The sequence below is a fragment of the Tunturibacter gelidoferens genome (assembly GCF_040358255.1).
Classification (GTDB): domain Bacteria; phylum Acidobacteriota; class Terriglobia; order Terriglobales; family Acidobacteriaceae; genus Edaphobacter; species Edaphobacter gelidiferens.
Genome location: NZ_CP132938.1, coordinates 2,912,940 through 2,934,052 on the forward strand (window position 1 = coordinate 2,912,940; position 21,113 = coordinate 2,934,052).

Genomic DNA, 21,113 nt, shown 5'->3' on the forward strand with positions numbered 1-21,113 from the left:
AAAGAAAGAACGAATGATTAGGAGGACGACAATGATGCAACAAAGAATGTTCAGCCAGCGCAGGCTGCGCCTGATGATTTTCGCATACGGGCTGGTGGCTCTCTCTTCGCTCTTCTTCACCAGGTTTGCCCAGGCTCAACTCTCCACTGGGGACGTTATTGGTACTGTCACCGATACGACCGGCGCTGTGATCCCTGGCGCCAAAGTGACGCTCACCAACGCTGGAACTAAGGTTGCTGGTATCGCAACGACCAACGATACCGGGGATTACACGTTCAATCTGCTCAATCCGGGCCAATACACGGTGACCATCGAGGCCAACGGTTTCAAGAAGCTGGTTATCCCTGGCTTTGCTCTGGCCGCCGGCGACCGTCTGCGCGAAAACGAGAAGATGGAGCCCGGCAACGTGGAAGAGACGGTGGAGGTTACCTCTGCGGCACCGCTTCTACAGACCGACAGCTCTACCGTGCAGAGTACCGTTACCGAGAAGTCGGTGCAGGACCTACCCCTGAACGGGCGCAATTTCATCAACCTGGTGCAGGTGCAGGCTGGCGTGAACCAGGGCCAGAGCTCTTCCATCTCTTCAGGCCAGCGCCCCGACAACCGCGCCGCGACTTCGACGGTTGTGGCCAATGGCCAATCGGATAGCTTCAACAACGAGATGATTGACGGCATGGACAACAACGAGCGCGAACAGGGATTCATTGGTGTTTCTCCCTCGATTGACGCCATCGCCGAAGTACAGGTGCAGACCAACAACTTCAGCGCCGAAGTGGGCCGCGCCGCCGGCGCGGTGGTCAACATCATTACGAAGTCGGGAACCAACACCTTCCACGGATCGGCCTTCGAGTATTTCCGCAACGACATCTTTAACGCGCGCGATTGGTTTGCGAAGGCCGGAACGACTCCCAAGCCCGAATACCGCCAGAATCAGTTTGGCGGTAGCGTCGGCGGCCCCATCGTGAAAAACAAGACGTTCTTTTTCGCCGATGTCCAGGACAATCGCGTGATTCAGGGGCTCTCCTCGGGTTTGCTCACTGTCCCGAGTGTCCGGGAGAACCCAGGCTGCCCTGGCAATACCACCGGCAACTACGACTTCAGCGATAACGGCGGCACCGTAGTACCCTCCGCCTTTGCCGACCCGGTTGGCAAGGCGTACTTCTCGATGTTCCCATGCCCGAACGTCTCCTCGACCGCGACTTCCAACAATTATTCGAACGTAGTCAAGCAGCCGCAGACGACACTCTCTGCCGACGGGCGAATCGATCAGCACTTTTCGAACGGCGACACGCTCTTCGGCCGCTACTCCTACAATAGCGTAAACGCTAGCGTTCCGGGCTATTTCCCAGCGGTAAATGTCGCCGGTGTCAGTGTTCAGCCCAGCGGCAATGTAAATGGTTTTCCAGGCGACTCGACGACCAAGGCTCATGGGGTTGCGTTTGTCTACGATCACCCGTTTACGCCAAACCTATTGATGGAGCTCAAGACGGGCTATACGCGCATCGCTATCTTCTCGAAGAACCTCAACTACGGCGAGAATGTCTCTTCCGCGATCGGGCTTGAGAACGCCAACACGCCGGCGGCGCCGAATACTACGGGACTGGCACCAACCGACTTTCTCACGGGCGGGTATGCAAATCTGGGCGATTCGATCTTCTCTCCCATCGTCGACACCAACAATACGTTTATCTACAACGGGTCGTTGATCTATACGCACGGCGTGCACAACATCAAAGGCGGCGTCCAAATTACCCGTCGGCAACTCAATTACTCCCAAAGCCAATTCCCACTGGGCTGGATCTACTACGCGGGCCTGACGGGAAATTCGGCGGAAGACATGTTGACCGGCTTGCCGCTCGGCTATATCCGCGGCAATCAGCTCATCCAGCCTGGATACAGAGGATGGGAAGAGGGCTACTATGTGGCGGATGACTGGCGTGTCAACAGCAAGTTGACCCTGAACCTCGGTCTCCGCTATGACATATACACGCCCATCACTGAGGCGCACAACCGGTACGCGAACTTCGACTACTCGACCCTTACCTTGATACAAGGAACAACGGACCCGCACATCGGCATCAAGACCAACTACACGAACTTCGCGCCGCGCGTTGGATTCTCGGCCTCCGTCCGTCCCGGGACTGTGGTGCGCGGTGGCTATGGAATCAGTTATTACCCCCTCGATTTTGGGACTGCTCTTCAAGCCGCCAATCCACCCTTCAACTACGCAAACACCTGCATCCCCTGCTTCGGCTGGTGGCCGAATTTGCCTGTGCCGACGCCATCGTCTACGACGAATCTCTCCGGATCGCTCACTAGTTTGTCCCGCAACTTCAACACCGCTTACGTGCAGCAATTCAACCTGATGTTGCAGCAGCAGATTGGCGCGAATGTCTTCACCCTCGGAGGCATTGGCGAACTGGGTCGGCACGTCAATTACGACACCACAATCAACCTTCCCAACCCAAACGGGCCGTACGCCAACGACGCGACCAGGGGGCCGCAGGCGCCTCCGTCGCTCTTAACCGCTACTTCGCTGCCGAACGTAAGCACGATCGCGCATTACGGAGGTGAGGGCACCAGCAGCTACTACGCCCTGCAGGCGATCTTTGCCCGTCGGTTCACCAAAGGTCTCGAGTTCAATGCCAACTACACCTGGGCGCACGATCTGACCGATGGAGCCGTGGGTAGCGGCTCTTCGACGAATGGCGCAGGCCTGATTCCAACGAACCCGCATTACGACTACGGCAATGCAGGCATCGACATCCGGCAACGTTTTGCCACCACGTGGAGCTATGCGCTGCCGTTCGGCAATAAAATGAGTGGAGCTATGGCGCTCCTCGCCAAGGGCTGGACCAGCAACCTGATCCTCTTCTGGCAGACGGGGCAGGCATTTCAGGTGCTTAATGGCTGGACCAATGCGAACGGCTCCGCGCAGATCAATCTGCCCACCATCACCATCGACCGGCCCAGCATAATCGCAGGCCAGTCCTACAAGGCTACCAATGCAAGCCTTACGAACTGGCTGAACCCGAATGCTTTTACGGCACAGCCTGCCGGGACTCCTGGCAATGAGGCGAGTTATCAGTTCTTCGGACCGCATACTCGGCGCGCGGATCTGTCGATCTTCAAGAACTTCGAGCTGCCCGAAAAGATGACGCTACAGTTTCGGGCCGAGGCCTACAACATCTCCAACACGCCCAACTTCCTGCCTCCAAATTCGACTATCAGCGGGTGGACGGAAGGCAAGCAACATGGTTTTCTGTACCCGATTAAAGCGGGAGACAATCCTAACTTCTGCAGCGCTACGACCCCGGGTTGCACTTCGGTTGGCTTGCTGCCGGGTGACACGCCCACGAGTGCTGGCGGCTTTGGCACCATTACCTCGACCGTATCCAACATCAACCCTCGGCAGTTTCAGTTTGCTCTGAAGCTCCTGTTCTAGTCGATCCCGTCCTCGGATGAGGCGGCAAACGCCGCCTCATCTATTTCTAAGCTGCCGTAAGGAGTTCGCTGTACGAAATCTCGATAACGTTCGGTAGAGGTTCAACAGCAAGTTTTGCTCTACCTTGCTCCGACTCGAACTCCACCGGACATCCTGGCGGAGTTCATATGAAATTGATCCATCCAACACCGTAAATCCGAAAGGTGACTAACAATGAATAGACTTCTCGCAATATCTGCCCTCCTGTTTGCATCGTCTGCTTTCGCATCGCCAAACCTGACACGACAGTGGGCCATCCACAGCAACATCGCCGGAAACGAAAGCGACCAGAAATGCAAGCTCGTCGTGACCGATAACAAGATCACGGGCACCTGCAAAGCTCAGGACAAAGATCATCAGGTCACCGGCACCGTCGATGGAAATAAGGTCACTTGGCAATACGAATCGGACTACAGCGGCGCTCCGATTACCCTCATCTACACGGCAACCCTGGGTGACTCGGGCAAGATTGCGGGTACCGTCGAAGTACAGCCCTTTGGCGTTACAGGCGACTTCACCGCTATCCCGGCTCCCAAAGAAACGGACAAGTAGGTGGACTCTTGACTGCCCGACGTTCGCTCGCCCGAGTTCGGCGGAGCATTTTGACGGCTAGTCCTGGCGCGGCTACGAAACCAAGTACACGTGCCACCTGGGATCCTGATGATGAAGCAGATTATGCACATGCGGAGAGCAAATATGACGATTTCTCGACGACGTTTCTTTCCTTTGGCTGGCGGAGCGCTTGCCGCCGCCGCATTCTCGCAGCAGACCCGGGGAACCCACGGATTGCCCGCAGGCATTCAGCTCTACATGGTGAATGCCGAGCTTACGAAAGATCCCGTCGGTACTCTCAAGAAGCTCGCAGAGATCGGCTACTCCGAAGTTGAGACGGCGGGGTTTGGAAAACTATCCGCCGCACAATTCCGTGACTTGCTGCGAGATGTCGGACTGCGGGCTCCCAGCGCTCATCTCGGGTTTGGAATGCAGGACACCGACAAACTGCTCGATGATGCCAAAACATTGGGAGTGGAATATGCTGTCAGCTCTGTGCTTCTCCCCGATGGCTCCCCTATTAATTTCCAAGATCCCAAAGGGATCCAGGAATTCTTCAAGGTCGTGGATAGCCTGTCCGTCGACGATTTCACGGGCATAGCTGCGAAGGCCAATGGGATTGGGCAAAAGGCTAAGGCAGCTGGCTTGCAATACGCCTACCATAATCACATGTTTGAATTCCGGGACCTGGGCGGCGGCAAGACAGGCTATGAAATTCTCTTGCAGGAGACAGATCCATCGCTTGTGAAATTCGAGGCAGATTGCGGGTGGATGAAGGTAGCCGGCAAGGATCCAATCGACTATCTCACCCGGCACGGTGATCGCTTTGCGATGCTGCACGTCAAGGATTTCAAAAATATCACAAAGCCGGTCACCACGATGGGTGCGATGTTTTCCCACTCCCCTGACCTGCCGATATCGACGGAAATCGGCCGCGGAAGCATTGATTACAAGCCGATTATCGAAGCGGGGTTCAAGGCTGGAGTGAAGCACATATTTGTGGAGCAGGAACCGCCGTTCAAGGAAGTTCCAGCCCTGGAGGCGGCTGCTATCGATTGCCGCTATCTCAAATCACTCCTCAGTTAGGAAGGGTCGGCGCGATTTCCGCGCTGACGCGAACCGCCGGTCAGAATTGATGAAGGATCTCAACATCGCTCGTTTTTTAGGAGATTCACTGTGAAGTCAATACGCTGGAGTTTTATGTTGCTTTCTGGCTTGTCTCTGTTGCTGATTTTCGCTACTGCGGGGCTTGTAGCGCAAAACCCATTTCAGTCCGGCACGAAATACCGCACCCATTTCGTGATCTACAACGTACAGAAGAAGACCACGACGCCGCTCTTCACCATCGAGGGAGAGTGGCACGCACCTAACTGGACTTCCGACAGAAAGTACGTCGTCTCCGACATGGGCGGCAGCATTTATCGAATTCCCATGAGCGGCACCAACATAGGGAAACCCGAGAAGATCTATGGGGACCCGAAGGTCCTGCTCACCAACGATCATGCCCTCTCATGGGACAGCAAGCAGATCGCCGTCAGCGGTATCACGCTGCCATTGCCGAAAAACATGCGAAGTGCGGCGGATATTCATAATCCAATCCTCATCATGAATCTGGATGGGAGCACGCTGCATGAGGTTCATCTGGGCTGGCTGCATGGGTGGTCGCCCGATAGTAAATACCTCGTTTACACCGGGATCGTCGACAACAATGCGGACATCTATCGGATCGGCTCGGACGGAAGCGGCGAGTTGCGGATGACCACAAACAAAGCAGAGGATGATGGTCCCGAGTACTCAGCCGATGGCAAGTGGGTTTACTTCTGCTCGAAGCGCTCAAGCAAGTGGGATGCGTGGCGCATGCCAGCCGACGGCGCAGGGCCGGACGACAATCTGGCCGAGAAGATCACCAACAGTGGAGACACGCAGGACTGGTTTCCGCACATCTCTCCAGATGGCAAGTGGCTCTACACCATTTCTTACCCGATGGATCATCCAGATCACTCGTACATCGGGGAGGGTATGAAGATCAAGATGCTGCGCCTCGAGAACGGCGTTGGCGCAAAAGGCGCCGAATTGACGACGGTGAGGACCTTCTTCGGTGGGCAGGGCGCGGGCAATACCGGTGGCTGGTCGCCGGACTCCAAGAGGTTTGTCTGGACCGAGTACGAAAAAATTACTGAGCAGGCGAAGTAAAGCAGATTCTTTGGAGCCATGTGCGTGAAAAAGATTGGAATGGGGTTAGTAGGTCCAGGTTTTATCGCCGCGCATCATATCGATGCTGTGCGCAGACTGGGCGATGTCGACATCGTTTGGCATCGCCGGTTCGACCCAGGATTCTGCAGTTCGCAAGGCCAAGCAGCTAGGCGTAAGTCGAGCCTATGGCGACTATCACGATCTGATTGCCGATCCCGATATCGACGTGGTTCACAACACTACGCCGAACTATCTGCACTTTCCCGTGACAATGGCGGCGCTGCAGGCGGGGAAGCATGTGATCTCGGACAAACCACTGGCGATGACGGCGGAAGAAGGCCGTAAGCTGCGGGACGCAGCGCTGGAAGCCAAAGTAGCGCACGTGGTGACGTTCAATTACCGCGGCAACCCGCTTGTACAGCAGGCGCGCTGCATGGTCGCCAAGGGCGAACTCGGCGAGTTGCGTTTTGTGCATGGCGTCTATCTTCAAGACTGGATGACCGACCCGCATGTGTATTCGTGGCGATCAGACCCGCTGAAGGGTGGCACAAGTTCGGCGCTGGGCGATATCGGTTCCCACTGGTGCGACTTGGTGGAGCATGTATCCGGAGCGACGATCGAGGCTGTCATCGCCGATCTGAGTACCACGATTCCGGTGCGGTACACGACCGGAGTTTCTGCCGACGCCTTTTCAACCGATAACTCGATGAAGGATAACCCGGTGAGGGTCGACGGCGAGGATCTGGCCAGCGTGCTCTGCGTTTTGAGAATGGCGCTAAGGGCTCTCTGTCGGTCGGCCAGGCGCTGCCAGGCCACAAGAACGACCTGCAGAGGTTTGTGGTGCGGCCATGTCTCTGAAGTGGAAACAGGAGCAGCAGAACGAGCTGTGGATCGGCTACCATGACCGCCCCAACTGCGTGATGACCAAAGACCCCACATTGGTGGCTCCGGAAGTTCGTCCCTACACTCATCTTCCCGGTGGGCATCAGGAGTCCGGGTCTGATGCCTTTTACAACGTTATTCGCGACGCGTATTGCTGGGTCCGTGAAAACGGCATCCCCGAAGTGAAGCCACAGATGCTGCCGACATTTTGCGATGGCTATCGCTCGGCATGCGTTGTCGAGGCCATGTTGCGCAGTCACGCATCGGCAGCACCTGGGAGCGGGTCATGTATGTTCCCGGCATCTCTGAAGCGGCAAGCAGGCAAACCCGCACCGCCGGCTGGCAGGAGGAATCAATTTAATGAAACTTGGAGTGTTCACGCCGCTTCTTTCGCAGTTGCCCCTGGACGATGTCCTCAGTAAATTGAGCGGGCTGGGGATCCATACGGTCGAGTTGGGCACTGGAAACTATCCGGGCGACGCACACTGCAAGCTCTCCATGCTGGACAATCCGGGCGAGCTAAATGAATTTCGTCGGACGCTTGAGCGGCACGGCGCGAGCATCAGCGCTTTGAGCTGCCACGAAAATCCACTGCATCCCAACGGAGAGATCGCGGAGAAGGCGCAGGAGACTTCGCGCAAGACAATCCTGCTGGCAGAAAAGCTGGGCGTGCCGGAGGTGGTTGATTTTTCAGGATGCCCTGGCGACTCTCCGGATGCGAAGCAGCCGAACTGGGTGACCTGTCCGTGGCCCCCGGTGTATCGCGAGGTGCTGGAGTGGCAGTGGGCAGAAGCTGTTAAGCCTTATTGGGGGAAACATGCGGAGTTCGCTGCTAGGCACCGCATAAAGATTGTCATCGAAATGCATCCGGGCTTTGTGGTCTATAGTCCGGAAACGATGCTGCGGCTGCGTGAGATTGCTGGTCCGTCGATTGGATGCAACTACGATCCCAGCCACATGTTCTGGCAGAATATCGATCCGGTGGCGGCGATCCGCGTGTTGGGCGATGCGATCCTTCACGTGCATGCCCAGGTTACGCAGTTCTATGCAGCCAGCCTGCCGCGCACCGGAGTGCTGGACACCAAGTCCTATACCGACGAGCGCAACCGCGGCTGGATCTTCCGCACGTGTGGATTTGGGCACGGAGCCGAGTGGTGGAAGGAGTTCGTTTCCACGCTTCGCATGTTGGGCTATGACCATGTGCTTTCCATCGAACATGAAGACAGCCTGCTCGCGCCGGAAGAAGGACTTAGCAAGGCTGCGCATTTCCTGCAGGATGTAGTGATCAGTCAACCGCCCGCCGCGGCGTGGTGGGTTTGATGCTTCAGTAGCGCTGGCATTTCCTTTGGCGCATCCGATGGCTGCATGTATGAGAACACGCTGATCTGGAAAGGTATGCCGCGTTTATGTTGATTCTCGCCGTCATTCTGGCAATCTTTGTCTATGGCCTGGTCGCCGCCACGCTGGGCACCATCCTGCCGAATCTCTCCGACCGCTTCGGTTTGACGCCGAGCCAGAACGGCAGCATTGCTTTTGCGCAGGCGCTGGGATTGATACTGGCTTCTCTCTCAAGGACGCCGCACTCGTCACATCGCACGGCAAAACCTACTCCGTCTGCGAATACGGCTGGGACGTGACCGACTGGCCCACACGCGACGACTTCCAGGCCGCACTAACCGCGATGGAGTCCGATCCCAAAATTTCCGGCGACGGCTTCTGGGCCTTCTACGCCCACGCCCTCGAATGCGGCTGGCAGCCAATGGTCATGCCTACGAATGACATCCGCCACGTGAAAGCCGCCGGTAGCGACGCCGGCCAGTGGTGGTCGCTCTATTACGGCGGTATCGACACCCTCGTTAACTCGAGTGCAGAGATGCGCGCCCGCGCCGAGATGCTCCGCAGTCACGCCTTCAAAATGGCGGGCCTGCCTGTGCCGCCGCACCCCGTCCCGCCCGCTCCCGTCATTACCACCAAGAGCCTCGGCATCGTCCGTTGGCGCGGATCGGTCGGCGCGGTCAATTACAGCGTCGAACGCTCCCATGCCCGACGGCAACTGGGAGCTCGTCTGCGACAAGTGCGCAATGGACTCCGACGTGGGTTGGCCGGATCTCGGCTTCAAAGGCCTGATGGGTGCCAAATATCGCATCACCGCTTACAACGCTGACGGCGAACCCGGCGCACCGTCGGCCCGCACGCTAGAAGGCACCAAACGAACCTCAGGAGCTTGGATTCCATCTCGTGCCCTGTATTGATTCATTCAACGAAGAGGGCATTGAACTCGATCCCGGCGAATACCGGAAATCCGAAAGGTGACTCATGATGAAGAGACTTCCCGCAGCATCTACCCTCCTGTTTACCGCCCTCCTGTTTGCGTCGCCTGCGCTCCCAGCGCAAAACCTGGCAGGCCCGTAGACCTTTCATTACAACCTCAACGGAAACGCAACCGACGAGGATTGCAAGCTTGTCGTAACTGACAACAAGATTACGGGAAGCTGCGAATTTCTAGATAAGGATCGCCAGGTCACCGGCACCGTCGATGGAATTAAGGTCACTTTGCAACATGAAGGGGAGTACAACCACATTTCGTTTACCCTCATTTACACAGGAACCGTGGATGACTCGGGTAAGATTGCCGGAACCGTCCTAGTTAAGCCCTTCAACGTCGACGGCCTCTTCACCGCCACCCGAGGCGTAGCGCCCTCGCCATCTCAGAGTGCGTCTGCCGGATGGGGAAAGAATCCGACGCGCGATCCGCATACGCCAGGGTTTGTGGCAGCGAAGGATTTGCTGGACGGCGCCCTCCCCCCCGTGAATGCCGACGGGAACTTCATCCTTGGGCCCACGCATACGCCAGCTCCCGAAGTGAAGCCGGAGCCCGGTGTGCCGCAAGGTAAAGTGATCGAATTCGAGATGAAGTCGACCGATAGCAAGATCTATCCCGGCATTGCCCGGGATCCGGGGACGTTTGGCACGCCCGATCCGGCCGATCCTGCGAAGCTGATTGTCAGAACGAGTCATCCCGCTCCTTACACGCGGCACGTGGCCGTCTACGTGCCGAGCCAATACAAGCCGGGAACCACGTCGCCTTTCATCGTGGGTACGGACGGCCCCGACCGGCCCCTCTTTCTCGTGCTCAACAATCTCATTGCGGAGCATCGCATTCCGGCGATGGTTGCGATTTCGATAGGCAGCGGTGGGGGCGACGCGCAAGGCAGCGAGCGGGGGCTGGAATATAACACGATGTCGGGGCTCTTTGCCGAGTGGGTTGAGAAGGAAGTGTTGCCGCGCGTGGAGGCCGAGGCACATGTAAAGCTGACACACGACCCCGATGGCCGCGCGTCGATGGGCACGAGTTCGGGAGGGGGGTGCGCTCTGGCCATGGCCTGGTATCACCTGGACCTTTATCACCGGGTGCTGACCTTCTCGGGAACATTTGAGAATCAGCAATGGCCGTATAACCCCGAGACTCCGCACGGAGCCTGGGAGTTCCACGAACATCTGATTCCTGTCTCGTCGGCAAAGCCGATTCGCATCTGGATGGAAATAGGTGACAGTGATGTGCTGAACCCTAACGTGATGCACGACAACATGCATGACTCGGTGCTGGCCCACGAGCAGATGGCAGCGGCGCTGGCAGACAAGGGGTATCACTATCAATTTGTGTTCGCACGGAATGCGGGACATGCCGACTGGGCGGTGAGGATGCAGACGATGCCTGAGGCGCTCGAATACCTGTGGCAGGGGTATCGGATCGACAAGAAGTAATTCGCGGGCAACCTTGAAGAAGAAGGATTTTCGATGAATTACTTCGTGTTTTGCAACGCCGACGGCAAACCCAGTGCGCCGTCGGCCTAACGCTAGAGATGATGAATCGCCGCAACTTCCTGCTTACCATATTCGCCTGCGGCGTTGGCGGCTGCCTCGCGTTTCTCACTAGTCGCCAATGCGGTCACCGTGACCTTCGCGCCCGGCATGATCGCGCCTGTCGTGTCAGTCACCGTTCGCAGAATGTCGGCCGTAGTGCTCTGCGCCGCCGCACGCTGGTCTGCAGTTCGGATCCCAAAAACGATCGACAGAGCCAGTCACACCGACGAGCCAAAGCTGAACAGCCCGGTCCATCTGCACACGGAGTTCCTACGTCTGGACTCTCCTTCGCGCAGAGAAGTGAGTTTCCTTACGTCCTGTGCGATAAAAATCATCCTAACGCTCCAGCGAAATTGTGCACATCATCGTATCTGGGTTGTTGAATGATCGCCTATTGGGGCGAGAGTGAATCTCTCAATCTTCTCGGATCCGGCGGGCCAGCTAGGAGCAGACCACAATGGAACCAATTATGTCTCGTAATGATTTGCCACCGGAAGGGTGAAATTAAAGCACGCACCGCGATCGCCATTCGGAGCGGCCCACAAGCAACCGCCATGAGATTCAACAATCGAGCGGCAGATTGCCAACCCCATCCCGCTACCTTGCGGTTTGGTCGTGAAAAACGGCTCGAATATCTGTTTTTCCTTCGCCGCCGGCAAGCCTGGGCCTGTATCGCTGACCGAAATCTGGAACAGGCCTTCCTGATTCAGTCGCGACTTGACTGAAAGTGATCCACCGGTCTCTTTCATTGCTTCGATCGCGTTGAGCATCAGATTCATGAGCACCTGCTGCAGTTGCACGCGGTCTGACATGATCATGGGGACTTCGGCGGCGAAATCGGTATGCATCGAGACTTTGTAACGGTTGGCCTCAACCCACAACAGCGCCACAATTTCGCGAATAATTTCGTTTCCGTCCAACAATTCGCGTTTGGGAGGAGCCTTCGTGTAGAGCGCCCGCACATGGTCGATTATTTCTGCGGCGCGCTTTCCAGCCTTCAGGGTGGCCGTTGCTGTCTCCCGAGCCTCTTCTACATTGGGCTCGTCACGCGCCAGCCAATTCAACGTTGTGCTGGCGCTTATGATTCCTGCCGCGATGGGCTGTTTCAATTCGTGAGAGATCGACGCCGCCAATTCGCCCAGCATACTTATCCGATTCATATGAGCGAGATCTGCCTCCCACTGTCGGAGTCGTTCGCGCTCGAATTCGGCTTTTTTCTGCTCTGTCACATCGACAATTGTTCCTACGAATTCGGTAAGATGTCCTGTTTTATCGACTATCGGATGCCCGTATGAACGGACATACTTCAGGGTCCCATCGGGCGACACAACCCGGAATTCGAGTTCAGCTTGCAACTCCTTCAATAGTGCCTCAAGTCCCTGTGAACCGGTCGTTTGATCCATTACGATCCAACACTTTTTGGAAGCCGCCAGAGTTCGCTCAATGCCCTCGATAATTGGAGGAATATCTTCAGGGTGGATTCGCTGCGAGATCGCTTCCGAATCCGGTGGGTCAAGCGTCGGTTCGAGCCCCATAATCCGAAACATTTCCTCCGAATAGTAGATGATCTTGCCGGTGGCGGGATCGAGCGCCCAACTGCCGGTGTGGCTGAGTCTCTGTGCCTCCGCCAGATATGCTTCGCTGCGTCGCAGCCGGTTCTCCGCCTGCTCGCGCTCCTGATCCAACCGCCTGCGTTCGGTAGTGTCGATGGTGATGCCAACGTACTCGCCGGGCGCGCTGGATTCTTTAAGAACAGGATGACCGATTGTGTGCATATATCTCACCGGACAGTCAGGGGCCGCGATTCGGTACCGCAAATCCAGATCTTCGCCGGATCGCATCAACGTTTGGAGAGTCTCAAGCACGTATTCCTGATCTTCGGGATGAATACGCTGGAGGAAATCTTCGAAAGAGGGCAGTCCCTTTTCCGGATCAAAGCCAAACATACCAGTATGTTCTGCGGACGAGTGAAAGATCTGCCGCGTGGCAGCGTTAAGGCTCCAGCTACCCGTATGCGTCAGGCGCTGCCCTTCGGCCAAATACGCCTCGCTCCGACGCAAAGCTTCTTCGATGCGCTTTTGCTCCGTCACGTCGACTGACGTGCCCACGAACTCAGCGATCTCTCCAGCATCGTTGAATATGGGATGACCAATCGTGTGGAAGTACTTCAGGCGCCCGTCCGGATACAGCATGCGGTGATCGAGAACATAATCTTCCTTGTCATTCAGTGCCTTCAGGTACCGGTCGACTACCTGCTGGCGATCCTCCGGGTGGACTCGCTGGCCCATCAGCTCGAGCAAGAGCGGACCCTGCCGGGGGTCGACTTCAAGAATTCGGAACAGCTCGTCGGACCAATAATTCCAGCCTTCTTTGCCAGGGGTGAAAGCCCAACTGCCCGTCTTGGTTAGCCTCTGCGCTTCCGCCAAATACGCTTCGCTGCGCCGCAGCTGATTTACCGCGGCCTCGCGCTCGCGGCTCGTTGTAGGCAACGTGTCGTTGGTTCGCAGCAGATTCCTAACTCTTGTGGTTAAGTCCATCGCGCGCCCCCCCAAGGGACTCGTTGGGGTTCTTTTTGAACGTTGTTACGATTCTGAGTTACTGGGCCGGAATTTGCAATACGTGGGCGTGAAGTGGCGCGAGTGCTAGGTGACTTTGATGACGAAGCCGTGGACAAACGCCTAGGGTGCGAAGATTCCAATATGGGATCTGCTCTTCCACGGCCAAGATCGAGAACAGAACTTCACCAAATTCTTCACCGAATTGTGCTCCGCAGGGACTCCAAATCCTCCTGTGCGCTCCTCAGTACTCCATTGAAAACACATATTCTCCGGCCTTCATGACCGCCTGTTAACCGAAGGGTTGTAGGGTCGAGTCCTAGCTCAGGAGCCATAAAATTAACAACTTAAAGGCGCCTCCTCTTCCGGCTTCGCCGAACTTCGCCGAATTGCTGAAATACCCTTCAAGTTCCGCCCTTCCACTCCCATGTTTTCGACCGGCGCAGTCCAGTCTTTGAGCACAGCATCCGTGCGCGAGTTCACGGCCTGCTGAACGCTTGCATCGATCAATTGGACATAGATATCGCCCGTCGTGCGGATGCTGGCGTGCCGAAGAATGCCTTGAGTGTCCTTCAGCGTTCCATGCTTCTGCATGTCGGTCCCCAAGTTCTTCGGATCTCTCCGCTGAGTGGAATTTCTCATGAGGCTGTCAAGGTGACGACACAATGACGGTATCTCGTCATCGTCACGCCGTCACTCAACCCTGATGTGACATTTGCAAATCTCACCTGTTCTTTAGCCTAACTTCTTTATTGTCAGCCGTTAACCACTTCTTGCGTTGTAGCGCCGCGCCTTTGGCATGCAATTTGCCTTACACATGGCGGCAGCAATAAAGATCCGAGGCGCGCTGTGGCGATGTTCCGGTTGGACTATCTATCTTGTTTTCTCACCGTCGTCGCGACGGTCCTGGTCGGAAGAAAGATGTGGACCGGTCTTGTTGTTTCGGGCGTCAACAGTCTCATCGTCTGTGTAATCGGGTTGCACACGTCGCAGTATGGCTTTATCCCTGCGAATGTGTTTTGCATTTGCATAAACGCATTCAATCTTCGGACATGGTTAAAGGCGCAGAAATATCTATCCGAATCGACGACTGGCGCAAGCAGCGAACTGGTCGCGGGCTGCAAACGAATGAGCGCCTCTAAAAAGGCAGCCACGCGACGCCTAAGAAATTCTTTCAGAATCCGCAGCGAAGGAACGCTCAGGAATTCGATCTCATCTCTCTCTGATAAAGGCGTGTGGCCCTTCGCACCAACACCCCTTCGCACCAACCCAAACGTCGGGGTAACCCACCCTTGAGGAAACTCCGAGCCAACCTCTGATCGCATTTCATTTCGTCAGGCAGGACAGATTCTACGGGAGTAACAGAAAACGCGTTGGTTAGCCGACGCCCTTGGAACGCACCTTGCTAGGGGTGGTCAATTTTGAATTGGCATGTGGGTTGCAGAATCCACAGCGGAACTCACAGGTGAGGTGGACTGCAACACCAACCTGTAGGTCTTCGCGCTTCGAACCTTCAGGCAAAGCGCAGGTCACTAAGCAGACGCAGCAGATGAATCAAGATCAAGGAGAGTGTCATGAAAGCAATATCGTCAAAGCGCGCGGCCACCTTCGCAATGTCTGCATTGCTGGCCCTGATCAGCGTGAGTGCCGTCCACGCCGAGGTGCGTTCCAAGTCGAACGACATCATAGTCCTTCAACCTACGGATCTGCCAGAGCAGGCCCAGACTCCAGGAAATTCGTTCTTCCTATACTCTGACAATGACGGAAGCACCTACCTCTACATCGAACAACAGCAAGGCGCTCGCCTCACTACATTTAACGTCACCGATCCGAGCAAGATCAAGTTCGTCTCGTCTACTATGTTGACCTCACCTGTGCCCTTCGACTTTGTTCGTCCAGTGGGCGGTCGGGCGGAACTGATTAGGTTCCGGGATGGGAAGGGTGTCGCCGTCCTCGATCTGCATACCGCAATAAAGCCCACGGTGAAGATCATCTCGGGCTTGTCCGAGTCCGGTTCTACCGAGCCTCTCGGCGAACAGGCATTCATGTTGATCAGCGAACCATACAACTACATACGAGCCATCCCCCGCGACTACCAGGTGATTGATATCTCGTCTCCTTCCGATCCACTTCTGGTCACAACCGTGAAGGAGGTCAAACACCGGGTTGTAAACGGAGACACCGGAACAACGTTTCTGCTCGGGAGCGGTGGGTTGACAGTGATCCGTCGACTCAGCGTGGAAAACGACTACAAAACCCATCTAATGCAACTATCCAGTAACTGAAATACGGGGGAGAGCAGCTAATCGCTCTCCCCATCAAACCGCCATGGAGTGCCGTAGCCGGAGCGCTGACCTCCATGGTCCAACGAGAGCGCTCTTTCTGTCCCACGAAAGAGTCTCTCCCGAGCAATTCAGGGCAACATGTCAATGCATATGGTTCAAACACAATTGCAACAATCTGTGGACGCGGTAAATGTTGTCCAACTACCTGCACGAGAAGATACCAGAGCGCTGCAACCCTCCCCATTTAAAGACTGATTAGGAACCAGGAGACTGTCATGAACATTCGACAGCTAAAGACAAGTACAGCGAACCATCTCATAGCCGATTTCACTAACGATCTAAATGCCGAATCCAAGCGTGTTGTTGACACTGAGAACTTTGGGTCGATCGGGCATCGTAATTTCGACGACGTTATATCTGGAATTTCCATTTTCATGGTGCTCTGCCTGATCGCCTTCGTTATTGCGATTGCATTTTATACGGTCACGTAAGGACGAACTCTCGGTTCGCGTATGGCAAGGAGCTCTTCAACCTTGGAATTGAAGAGTTCATAAAACAGGAAGCTGGTCTGTGTCGCGAACAGACCATCGTTGAGAGGCGAGGATGGAGTTGAGTTAAAGTGAAAAGCGCACGTCGTGATTTTCTCAGGGCCACAGGAATGCTGGGAATGGCCGCTTTTCTTGCCGCTTGCAAGAACGGTTCAATCGCGCGGACGGTGATCGATGCCGGCGTCCCTGAGTCCAAAGGGATGGGATCGAATCTTAGGACCTGGGCCCGTTATCCCGAAAAGACCGACCTCATGATGCTGGCGGACCGGCCGCCTCTTCTTGAAACACCCGTGCATTTCTTTTTGCACGATTTGACTCCCAACGATGCTTATTTTGTTCGCTGGCACTACGCTGGGTTACCAACGCGTGTCGACCTGCGAACATTCAGAACGCAGGTGATCGGCGCAGTTAATCGACCGCTACAGCTATCGTTTGACGACTTGCGAACGAAGTTTGAACCTGTGACGTTGACCGCCTTCAGCCAGTGCTCGGGCAACTCGCGCAGCTTCTTCCGTCCGCAAGTACCTGGTGCGCAGTGGACCAACGGTGCGATGGGAAATGCACGCTATGTTGGGGCTCGATTGAAGGATGTGCTGAACGCAGCGGGAGTCAGGGCGGGAGCCGTGGAGGCGAGTTTTCGCGGCGTGGATGTACCTCCCCTGCAGGCATCTCCTCACTTTGAAAAGCCGCTGACGATCGATCACGCACTGAACGGAGATTCGATCATCGCTTACGAAATGAATGGCGAGCCGCTGCCGATGCTGAACGGATTTCCAGTGCGCCTGGTGGTGCCTGGCTGGTTCGCCACGTACTGGGTCAAGGCTCTAAGCCAGATCACCGTCCGCGCGGAGCCGCTGCATAACTTCTGGGTGGATACGGCGTATCGAGTTCCGACGACGCCGGACTATTCCGAAGACCCAAAACACCCCAGCGAGCAGAGTACCCCGATCACCCGTCATCCGACACGAGCGGTCTTTGTGACGCCGGAATTCTCCGCGCAATTGAAGAAGGACTCGCCGGTCGAGATCCAGGGCATTGCCGTCGATGATGGCACGGGCATTCGGCGCGTGGAAGTATCGACAGACGCCGGGCGCACCTGGACCGAAGCGGTACTGGACCGTGTGATCGACAAATACTCGTGGAGGCGATGGCGAATGAACTGGCGTCCTACCGAAATTCGCCGGTACAGCCTGCAGTGCCGTGCGAGCAATGCCGCCGGAGAAACGCAGACGACCAATGAGTGGAACCACGGCGGATATTGTCGCAATGTCATCCAGACGATCGATGTGGAGGTGGTAGCGTAATGCAGACTCTGCGTGTTGTCGTCTTATTGTTGATCGTTGCTGTGGCGATCCTGGTCTATGCCTTGTGGGGACGGGCTGGCCGGGAACGCAACGCAGCGTTGCCCCAGCAAGAACCGGTGATTCCGGTTTCGCGCCTGACGGAAGTGAAGCCCGTAAAGGAGATTGACTTGGAATATCATTCGCCCGATCTGCCACCGGGACCTGGACAAGATGTCTTCGCGACGCAGTGTGTCATTTGCCATTCGGCTCGATACGTGCTCAACCAGCCCGCCTTTCCGCGAAAGACCTGGACGGCTGAAGTACACAAGATGGTCAAGGGTTACGGGGCGCCTATCGTTCCTGAACAGGAAAGAGAGATCGTCAACTATCTCGTTGCCTGGCATGGCAAAGAGGATATGCCGGCTCAATCGAATTCCAAACTGAAGTAGCTACCCCCTTCGCTGGACACAACAAACACGTTTTGGAGGGAACCTTGAACGGTAGACAGCATCTTGCAGACAACAAGTACGCCGCTGACGAGCGGACGACGAGGTCGGTGCTGCCACGAATCGACTACGACCTCATTCGATGGCACGGCCATGCCGCGCTGATCACGGTTCTTATCTCGGCGCTATTCGGAATTCTGGTGGCAACGAAGTTCAATTTCCCAACCTTTCTGGGCGGCCACGCATGGGAGACCTGGGGAAGGCTTCGTTACAACCATACCCAAGGTATCTTCTTCGGTTGGCTTGGGAATGCGTTCATCGCCTTCTGCTACTACGTTGTACCCCGATTGACAAACCGCCCGGTCACCAGTCGGAAGCTTGGATGGGTCATTTTCTGGCTATGGAATTTTGCGGTTGTGCTGCCGGGATGGATCCTGGTATGCGCGGGCTTCAGTCAACCGCTGGAGTGGGCAGAGTTTCCCATTATCGTTGACCTGTTCGTGATCCTCGCATTTGTGCTGATGCTGGTGCAATTCGTAAGGCCAATTCTTCGTGTGCCTGCGGGAGATCTCTACGTTTCGGGCTGGTATATCGTCGGCGGCCTGGTATTTACCACTCTGGCCTACCCGATCGGAAATCTTGTTCCAGAGTTGGTAGCGGGGGCCAAGGGCGCGGCCTTTAGCGGACTGTGGATTCACGATGCGGTCGGGCTGTTCGTTACTCCTTTGGCGCTTTCGATGGCGTATTACGTGATCCCCTCGGTGACGCGAGAGCCCATCTACAGCCACTTTATTTCGATGATGGGATTCTGGTTGCTCTTCTTCATCTATCCGCTGAACGGAACCCATCACTACGTCTACTCCGCGATTCCGATGAGCGCCCAGCGCGGCGCAATCATTGCTTCGATCTATCTCGGGTTAACTGTGATTCTGGTGGTTACCAATCTTCTCCTGTCGCTGCGCGGCTCGACAGATAAAGTCGGTGGCAATGTGCCTTTACGCTTTGTATGGTTTGGCGTAGTGGCGTATCTGGTCGTGAGCCTGCAGGGATCGATGCAGTCGATCATGCCGGTGAATCGGTTCATTCACTTTTCAGACTGGGTGATCGGCCACTCCCATCTCGCCATGATTGGCTTTGCTAGCTTTATTGCCGCCGGCGCTTTGGCGCACGTCTGGAGCAGCCTCCCCGGCGCACGCTACAACGCGCGGGCGATGGGCTGGGCCTATTGGTTGCTGGCTATAGGACTCGGTCTGATGGTGATTGATCTTACCGCGGCTGGATTGGTGGAAGGTCAGTTGTGGGTTAGCCGCGCACCATGGATCGATTCGGTTCGGGCTATGTATCCATACTGGCTGACGCGAACGGTATCGGGCATTCCAATTCTTGCTGGCTTTCTGCTGTTCTGGATTGGTCTCGTGACCGGGCCCAGGAATGTAGCGCGGCCCGCGCCCGCGAATAGCAAGACCACCCTTGAGGGCAGCGCAGGGACTGGCGAGGGCCATCTTCAGACTAAGCGTATCTTTCACGGAACTCCATCGATCCTTGGCTATGCGTTTGTGATTGCATTTGTAGGTGGGTTTGGCTTCTTCGTCCTTTCTTTTGTGGTCCTGGGCATTCTGCCCGCGCGCCAGCTCGAGTCGGAGATCAACCGCACTGCGCCACATGCCATGCAGCCGTTGACAGCTACTGAACAGCATGGTCGCGAGATATACGGACGAGAGGGATGTGCTTATTGTCATACGGAGCAAGTGCGCGTGATCACTGCAGATGTGGTGCGCTTCGGAGCGCCAACTGCGGCATGGGAGACGCAGTATGACTATCCGCATCTGTGGGGAACTCGGCGCATTGGACCCGATCTTTCTCGTGAGCATGGTCTGCGCACGGATGACTGGCACTACGCGCATCTCTTTGATCCGCGCTCGACGGTTCCCGACTCGATCATGCCTGGATACTCATGGATGTTCAACGGATCTTCCGCCAAGCCTAACCAGGATGCTTTGGACCTGGTCGCCTATCTGCGGTCTCTGGGGCGTGAGCGCGAACTGGCTGGAGATACAGGCAGTGAGCAAGTCGACCACGGTATGGCAATGGAGATGAGTTCCGGCTACTCGGCGCACGGGATTCCAGACACAGTCCCGCGTATCGACCTTGGAGGCATCAATCCGGATGCGCCTGTCTTCGCAACGACAGGAAATTTCGAGGCAGCGAACCAAGAGCGTGGGCGAGGAGTCTTTCAACATAATTGTTCCGGATGCCATGGTGTGAATGCAGACGGCAATGGCATAGCGCGTCCGGGGCTGTTGCCGGTTCCTGTGGATCTGCACAAGGATCATTACTCCGACGCTCATCTGGCGACGATACTCTGGGACGGAGTCTATGGTTCCTCCATGCCGCCGTGGAGACAGTTGGATAAGGCAGACCTGGCAGCCGTGAATGCATATGTGCATTCCCTTGGAGCGCAGGCGACGCCAGTTTCAATGTCGTCGCAGGAGCTGGATAAAGCAGCCGAACTGTACGCGGCGAATTGTGTCAGCTGCCACGGCGACCACGGAGGCGGCAATGGGCCAGCTGCGGGAGCGCTCAAACCCTCGCCGGCCAACTTCCATGTGCGTCAGCCTTCGGCAGAGAGAGCTTGGACTGCGCTTGAGCAGGGAATCCCCGGCAGTTCCATGCCGGCATGGAAAAGCCGCCTGAGCGATGACGAACGGCGCTTGCTGGTGAAGTATGTCCAAAGCATGTACGACAGCGGGCACAAGGAGGCGCAAAGCCAATGATCGACACAATTGTTGGAGTCATAACCGCAATCGCTTTTGGAATTCTCATATTTTGGATATTTCGGCCTGTCGCCCGGAAATGGTTCGAGTTTCCAAAGTACAAAATGCTCGAAGACGACGAGCGATTCTCCGAATTTGATGAGGATCGGGGATCTGCAAAGGGAGGGAGATAGCCTTCCGACGATAAGGCTCCCTCGCAGAAAGTGCCAGAATGCGCAAACGGTCTAACAAATCTCTTGTAAGTTCG

Annotated in this window: 18 protein-coding genes; 15 read left to right on the forward strand and 3 right to left on the reverse strand. The window is 56.1% G+C overall.

Going from position 1 to position 21,113, the window contains the following annotated elements; all coding sequences use genetic code 11:
• The first annotated feature begins 31 nt into the window (after positions 1-31).
• The 9 genes from RBB81_RS13000 (at position 32) to RBB81_RS13040 (ending at position 10,876) form a co-directional block, all read left to right on the forward strand.
• Positions 32-3,445 (forward strand): carboxypeptidase regulatory-like domain-containing protein, encoded by a 3,414-nt coding sequence (locus tag RBB81_RS13000; RefSeq protein ID WP_353070917.1) that lies wholly within the window; start codon positions 32-34, stop codon positions 3,443-3,445.
• Positions 3,446-3,658: 213 nt separating this feature from the next.
• A complete protein-coding gene (locus tag RBB81_RS13005) occupies positions 3,659-4,036 on the forward strand; it encodes a hypothetical protein (RefSeq protein ID WP_353070918.1) in 378 nt (125 codons plus the stop codon).
• Positions 4,037-4,180: 144 nt separating this feature from the next.
• On the forward strand, positions 4,181-5,122 hold the full coding sequence (locus RBB81_RS13010; protein ID WP_353070919.1) for a sugar phosphate isomerase/epimerase family protein: 942 nt from the start codon (positions 4,181-4,183) through the stop codon (positions 5,120-5,122).
• 90 nt (positions 5,123-5,212) lie between these two features.
• The gene (locus tag RBB81_RS13015) at positions 5,213-6,229 is read left to right on the forward strand and encodes a TolB family protein (protein WP_353070920.1); all 1,017 of its coding nucleotides are present in this window, start codon (positions 5,213-5,215) and stop codon (positions 6,227-6,229) included.
• A gap of 103 nt (positions 6,230-6,332) precedes the next feature.
• Positions 6,333-7,133, forward strand: coding sequence for a Gfo/Idh/MocA family protein (locus tag RBB81_RS13020; protein ID WP_353070921.1), 801 nt, complete (start codon positions 6,333-6,335; stop codon positions 7,131-7,133).
• 338 nt (positions 7,134-7,471) lie between these two features.
• Positions 7,472-8,431, forward strand: a complete 960-nt coding sequence (locus tag RBB81_RS13025) for a sugar phosphate isomerase/epimerase family protein (protein ID WP_353070922.1) — start codon at positions 7,472-7,474, stop codon at positions 8,429-8,431.
• A gap of 86 nt (positions 8,432-8,517) precedes the next feature.
• The gene (locus RBB81_RS13030) at positions 8,518-8,748 is read left to right on the forward strand and encodes a hypothetical protein (RefSeq protein ID WP_353070923.1); all 231 of its coding nucleotides are present in this window, start codon (positions 8,518-8,520) and stop codon (positions 8,746-8,748) included.
• On the forward strand, positions 8,745-9,275 hold the full coding sequence (locus RBB81_RS13035; RefSeq protein ID WP_353070924.1) for a hypothetical protein: 531 nt from the start codon (positions 8,745-8,747) through the stop codon (positions 9,273-9,275). The genes RBB81_RS13030 and RBB81_RS13035 overlap by 4 nt, the downstream gene beginning before the upstream one ends.
• Positions 9,276-9,664: 389 nt before the next feature.
• Positions 9,665-10,876: an alpha/beta hydrolase gene (locus tag RBB81_RS13040; RefSeq protein ID WP_353070925.1), complete on the forward strand. Its 1,212-nt coding sequence runs from the start codon at positions 9,665-9,667 to the stop codon at positions 10,874-10,876.
• A gap of 92 nt (positions 10,877-10,968) precedes the next feature.
• On the opposite strand, the gene RBB81_RS13045 is transcribed toward RBB81_RS13040, so the two are convergent.
• The 3 genes from RBB81_RS13045 to RBB81_RS13055 form a co-directional block, all read right to left on the reverse strand.
• Entirely contained in the window at positions 10,969-11,109 is a 141-nt protein-coding gene (locus tag RBB81_RS13045; RefSeq protein WP_353070926.1) for a carboxypeptidase-like regulatory domain-containing protein, read from the reverse strand.
• 333 nt (positions 11,110-11,442) lie between these two features.
• The gene (locus tag RBB81_RS13050) at positions 11,443-13,512 is read right to left on the reverse strand and encodes a PAS domain-containing protein (protein WP_353070927.1); all 2,070 of its coding nucleotides are present in this window, start codon (positions 13,510-13,512) and stop codon (positions 11,443-11,445) included.
• Positions 13,513-13,869: 357 nt separating this feature from the next.
• Entirely contained in the window at positions 13,870-14,172 is a 303-nt protein-coding gene (locus RBB81_RS13055; protein ID WP_353070928.1) for a hypothetical protein, read from the reverse strand.
• 932 nt (positions 14,173-15,104) lie between these two features.
• Here RBB81_RS13055 and RBB81_RS13060 point away from each other — a divergent pair.
• The 6 genes from RBB81_RS13060 (at position 15,105) to RBB81_RS13085 (ending at position 21,039) form a co-directional block, all read left to right on the forward strand.
• Positions 15,105-15,815 carry a hypothetical protein gene (locus RBB81_RS13060; protein WP_353070929.1) on the forward strand — a complete coding sequence of 237 codons (711 nt, stop codon included), beginning with the start codon at positions 15,105-15,107 and terminating at the stop codon, positions 15,813-15,815.
• Positions 15,816-16,090: 275 nt separating this feature from the next.
• On the forward strand, positions 16,091-16,306 hold the full coding sequence (locus RBB81_RS13065) for a hypothetical protein (protein ID WP_353070930.1): 216 nt from the start codon (positions 16,091-16,093) through the stop codon (positions 16,304-16,306).
• A 176-nt stretch (positions 16,307-16,482) separates the two neighbouring features.
• Positions 16,483-17,667: a molybdopterin-dependent oxidoreductase gene (locus RBB81_RS13070; RefSeq protein ID WP_353070931.1), complete on the forward strand. Its 1,185-nt coding sequence runs from the start codon at positions 16,483-16,485 to the stop codon at positions 17,665-17,667.
• Positions 17,667-18,095, forward strand: a complete 429-nt coding sequence (locus tag RBB81_RS13075; RefSeq protein ID WP_353070932.1) for a hypothetical protein — start codon at positions 17,667-17,669, stop codon at positions 18,093-18,095. The genes RBB81_RS13070 and RBB81_RS13075 overlap by 1 nt, the downstream gene beginning before the upstream one ends.
• A 44-nt stretch (positions 18,096-18,139) precedes the next feature.
• A complete protein-coding gene (locus tag RBB81_RS13080) occupies positions 18,140-20,866 on the forward strand; it encodes a cbb3-type cytochrome c oxidase subunit I (RefSeq protein ID WP_353070933.1) in 2,727 nt (908 codons plus the stop codon).
• The gene (locus tag RBB81_RS13085; RefSeq protein WP_353070934.1) at positions 20,863-21,039 is read left to right on the forward strand and encodes a hypothetical protein; all 177 of its coding nucleotides are present in this window, start codon (positions 20,863-20,865) and stop codon (positions 21,037-21,039) included. The genes RBB81_RS13080 and RBB81_RS13085 overlap by 4 nt, the downstream gene beginning before the upstream one ends.
• Positions 21,040-21,113 lie beyond the last annotated feature (74 nt).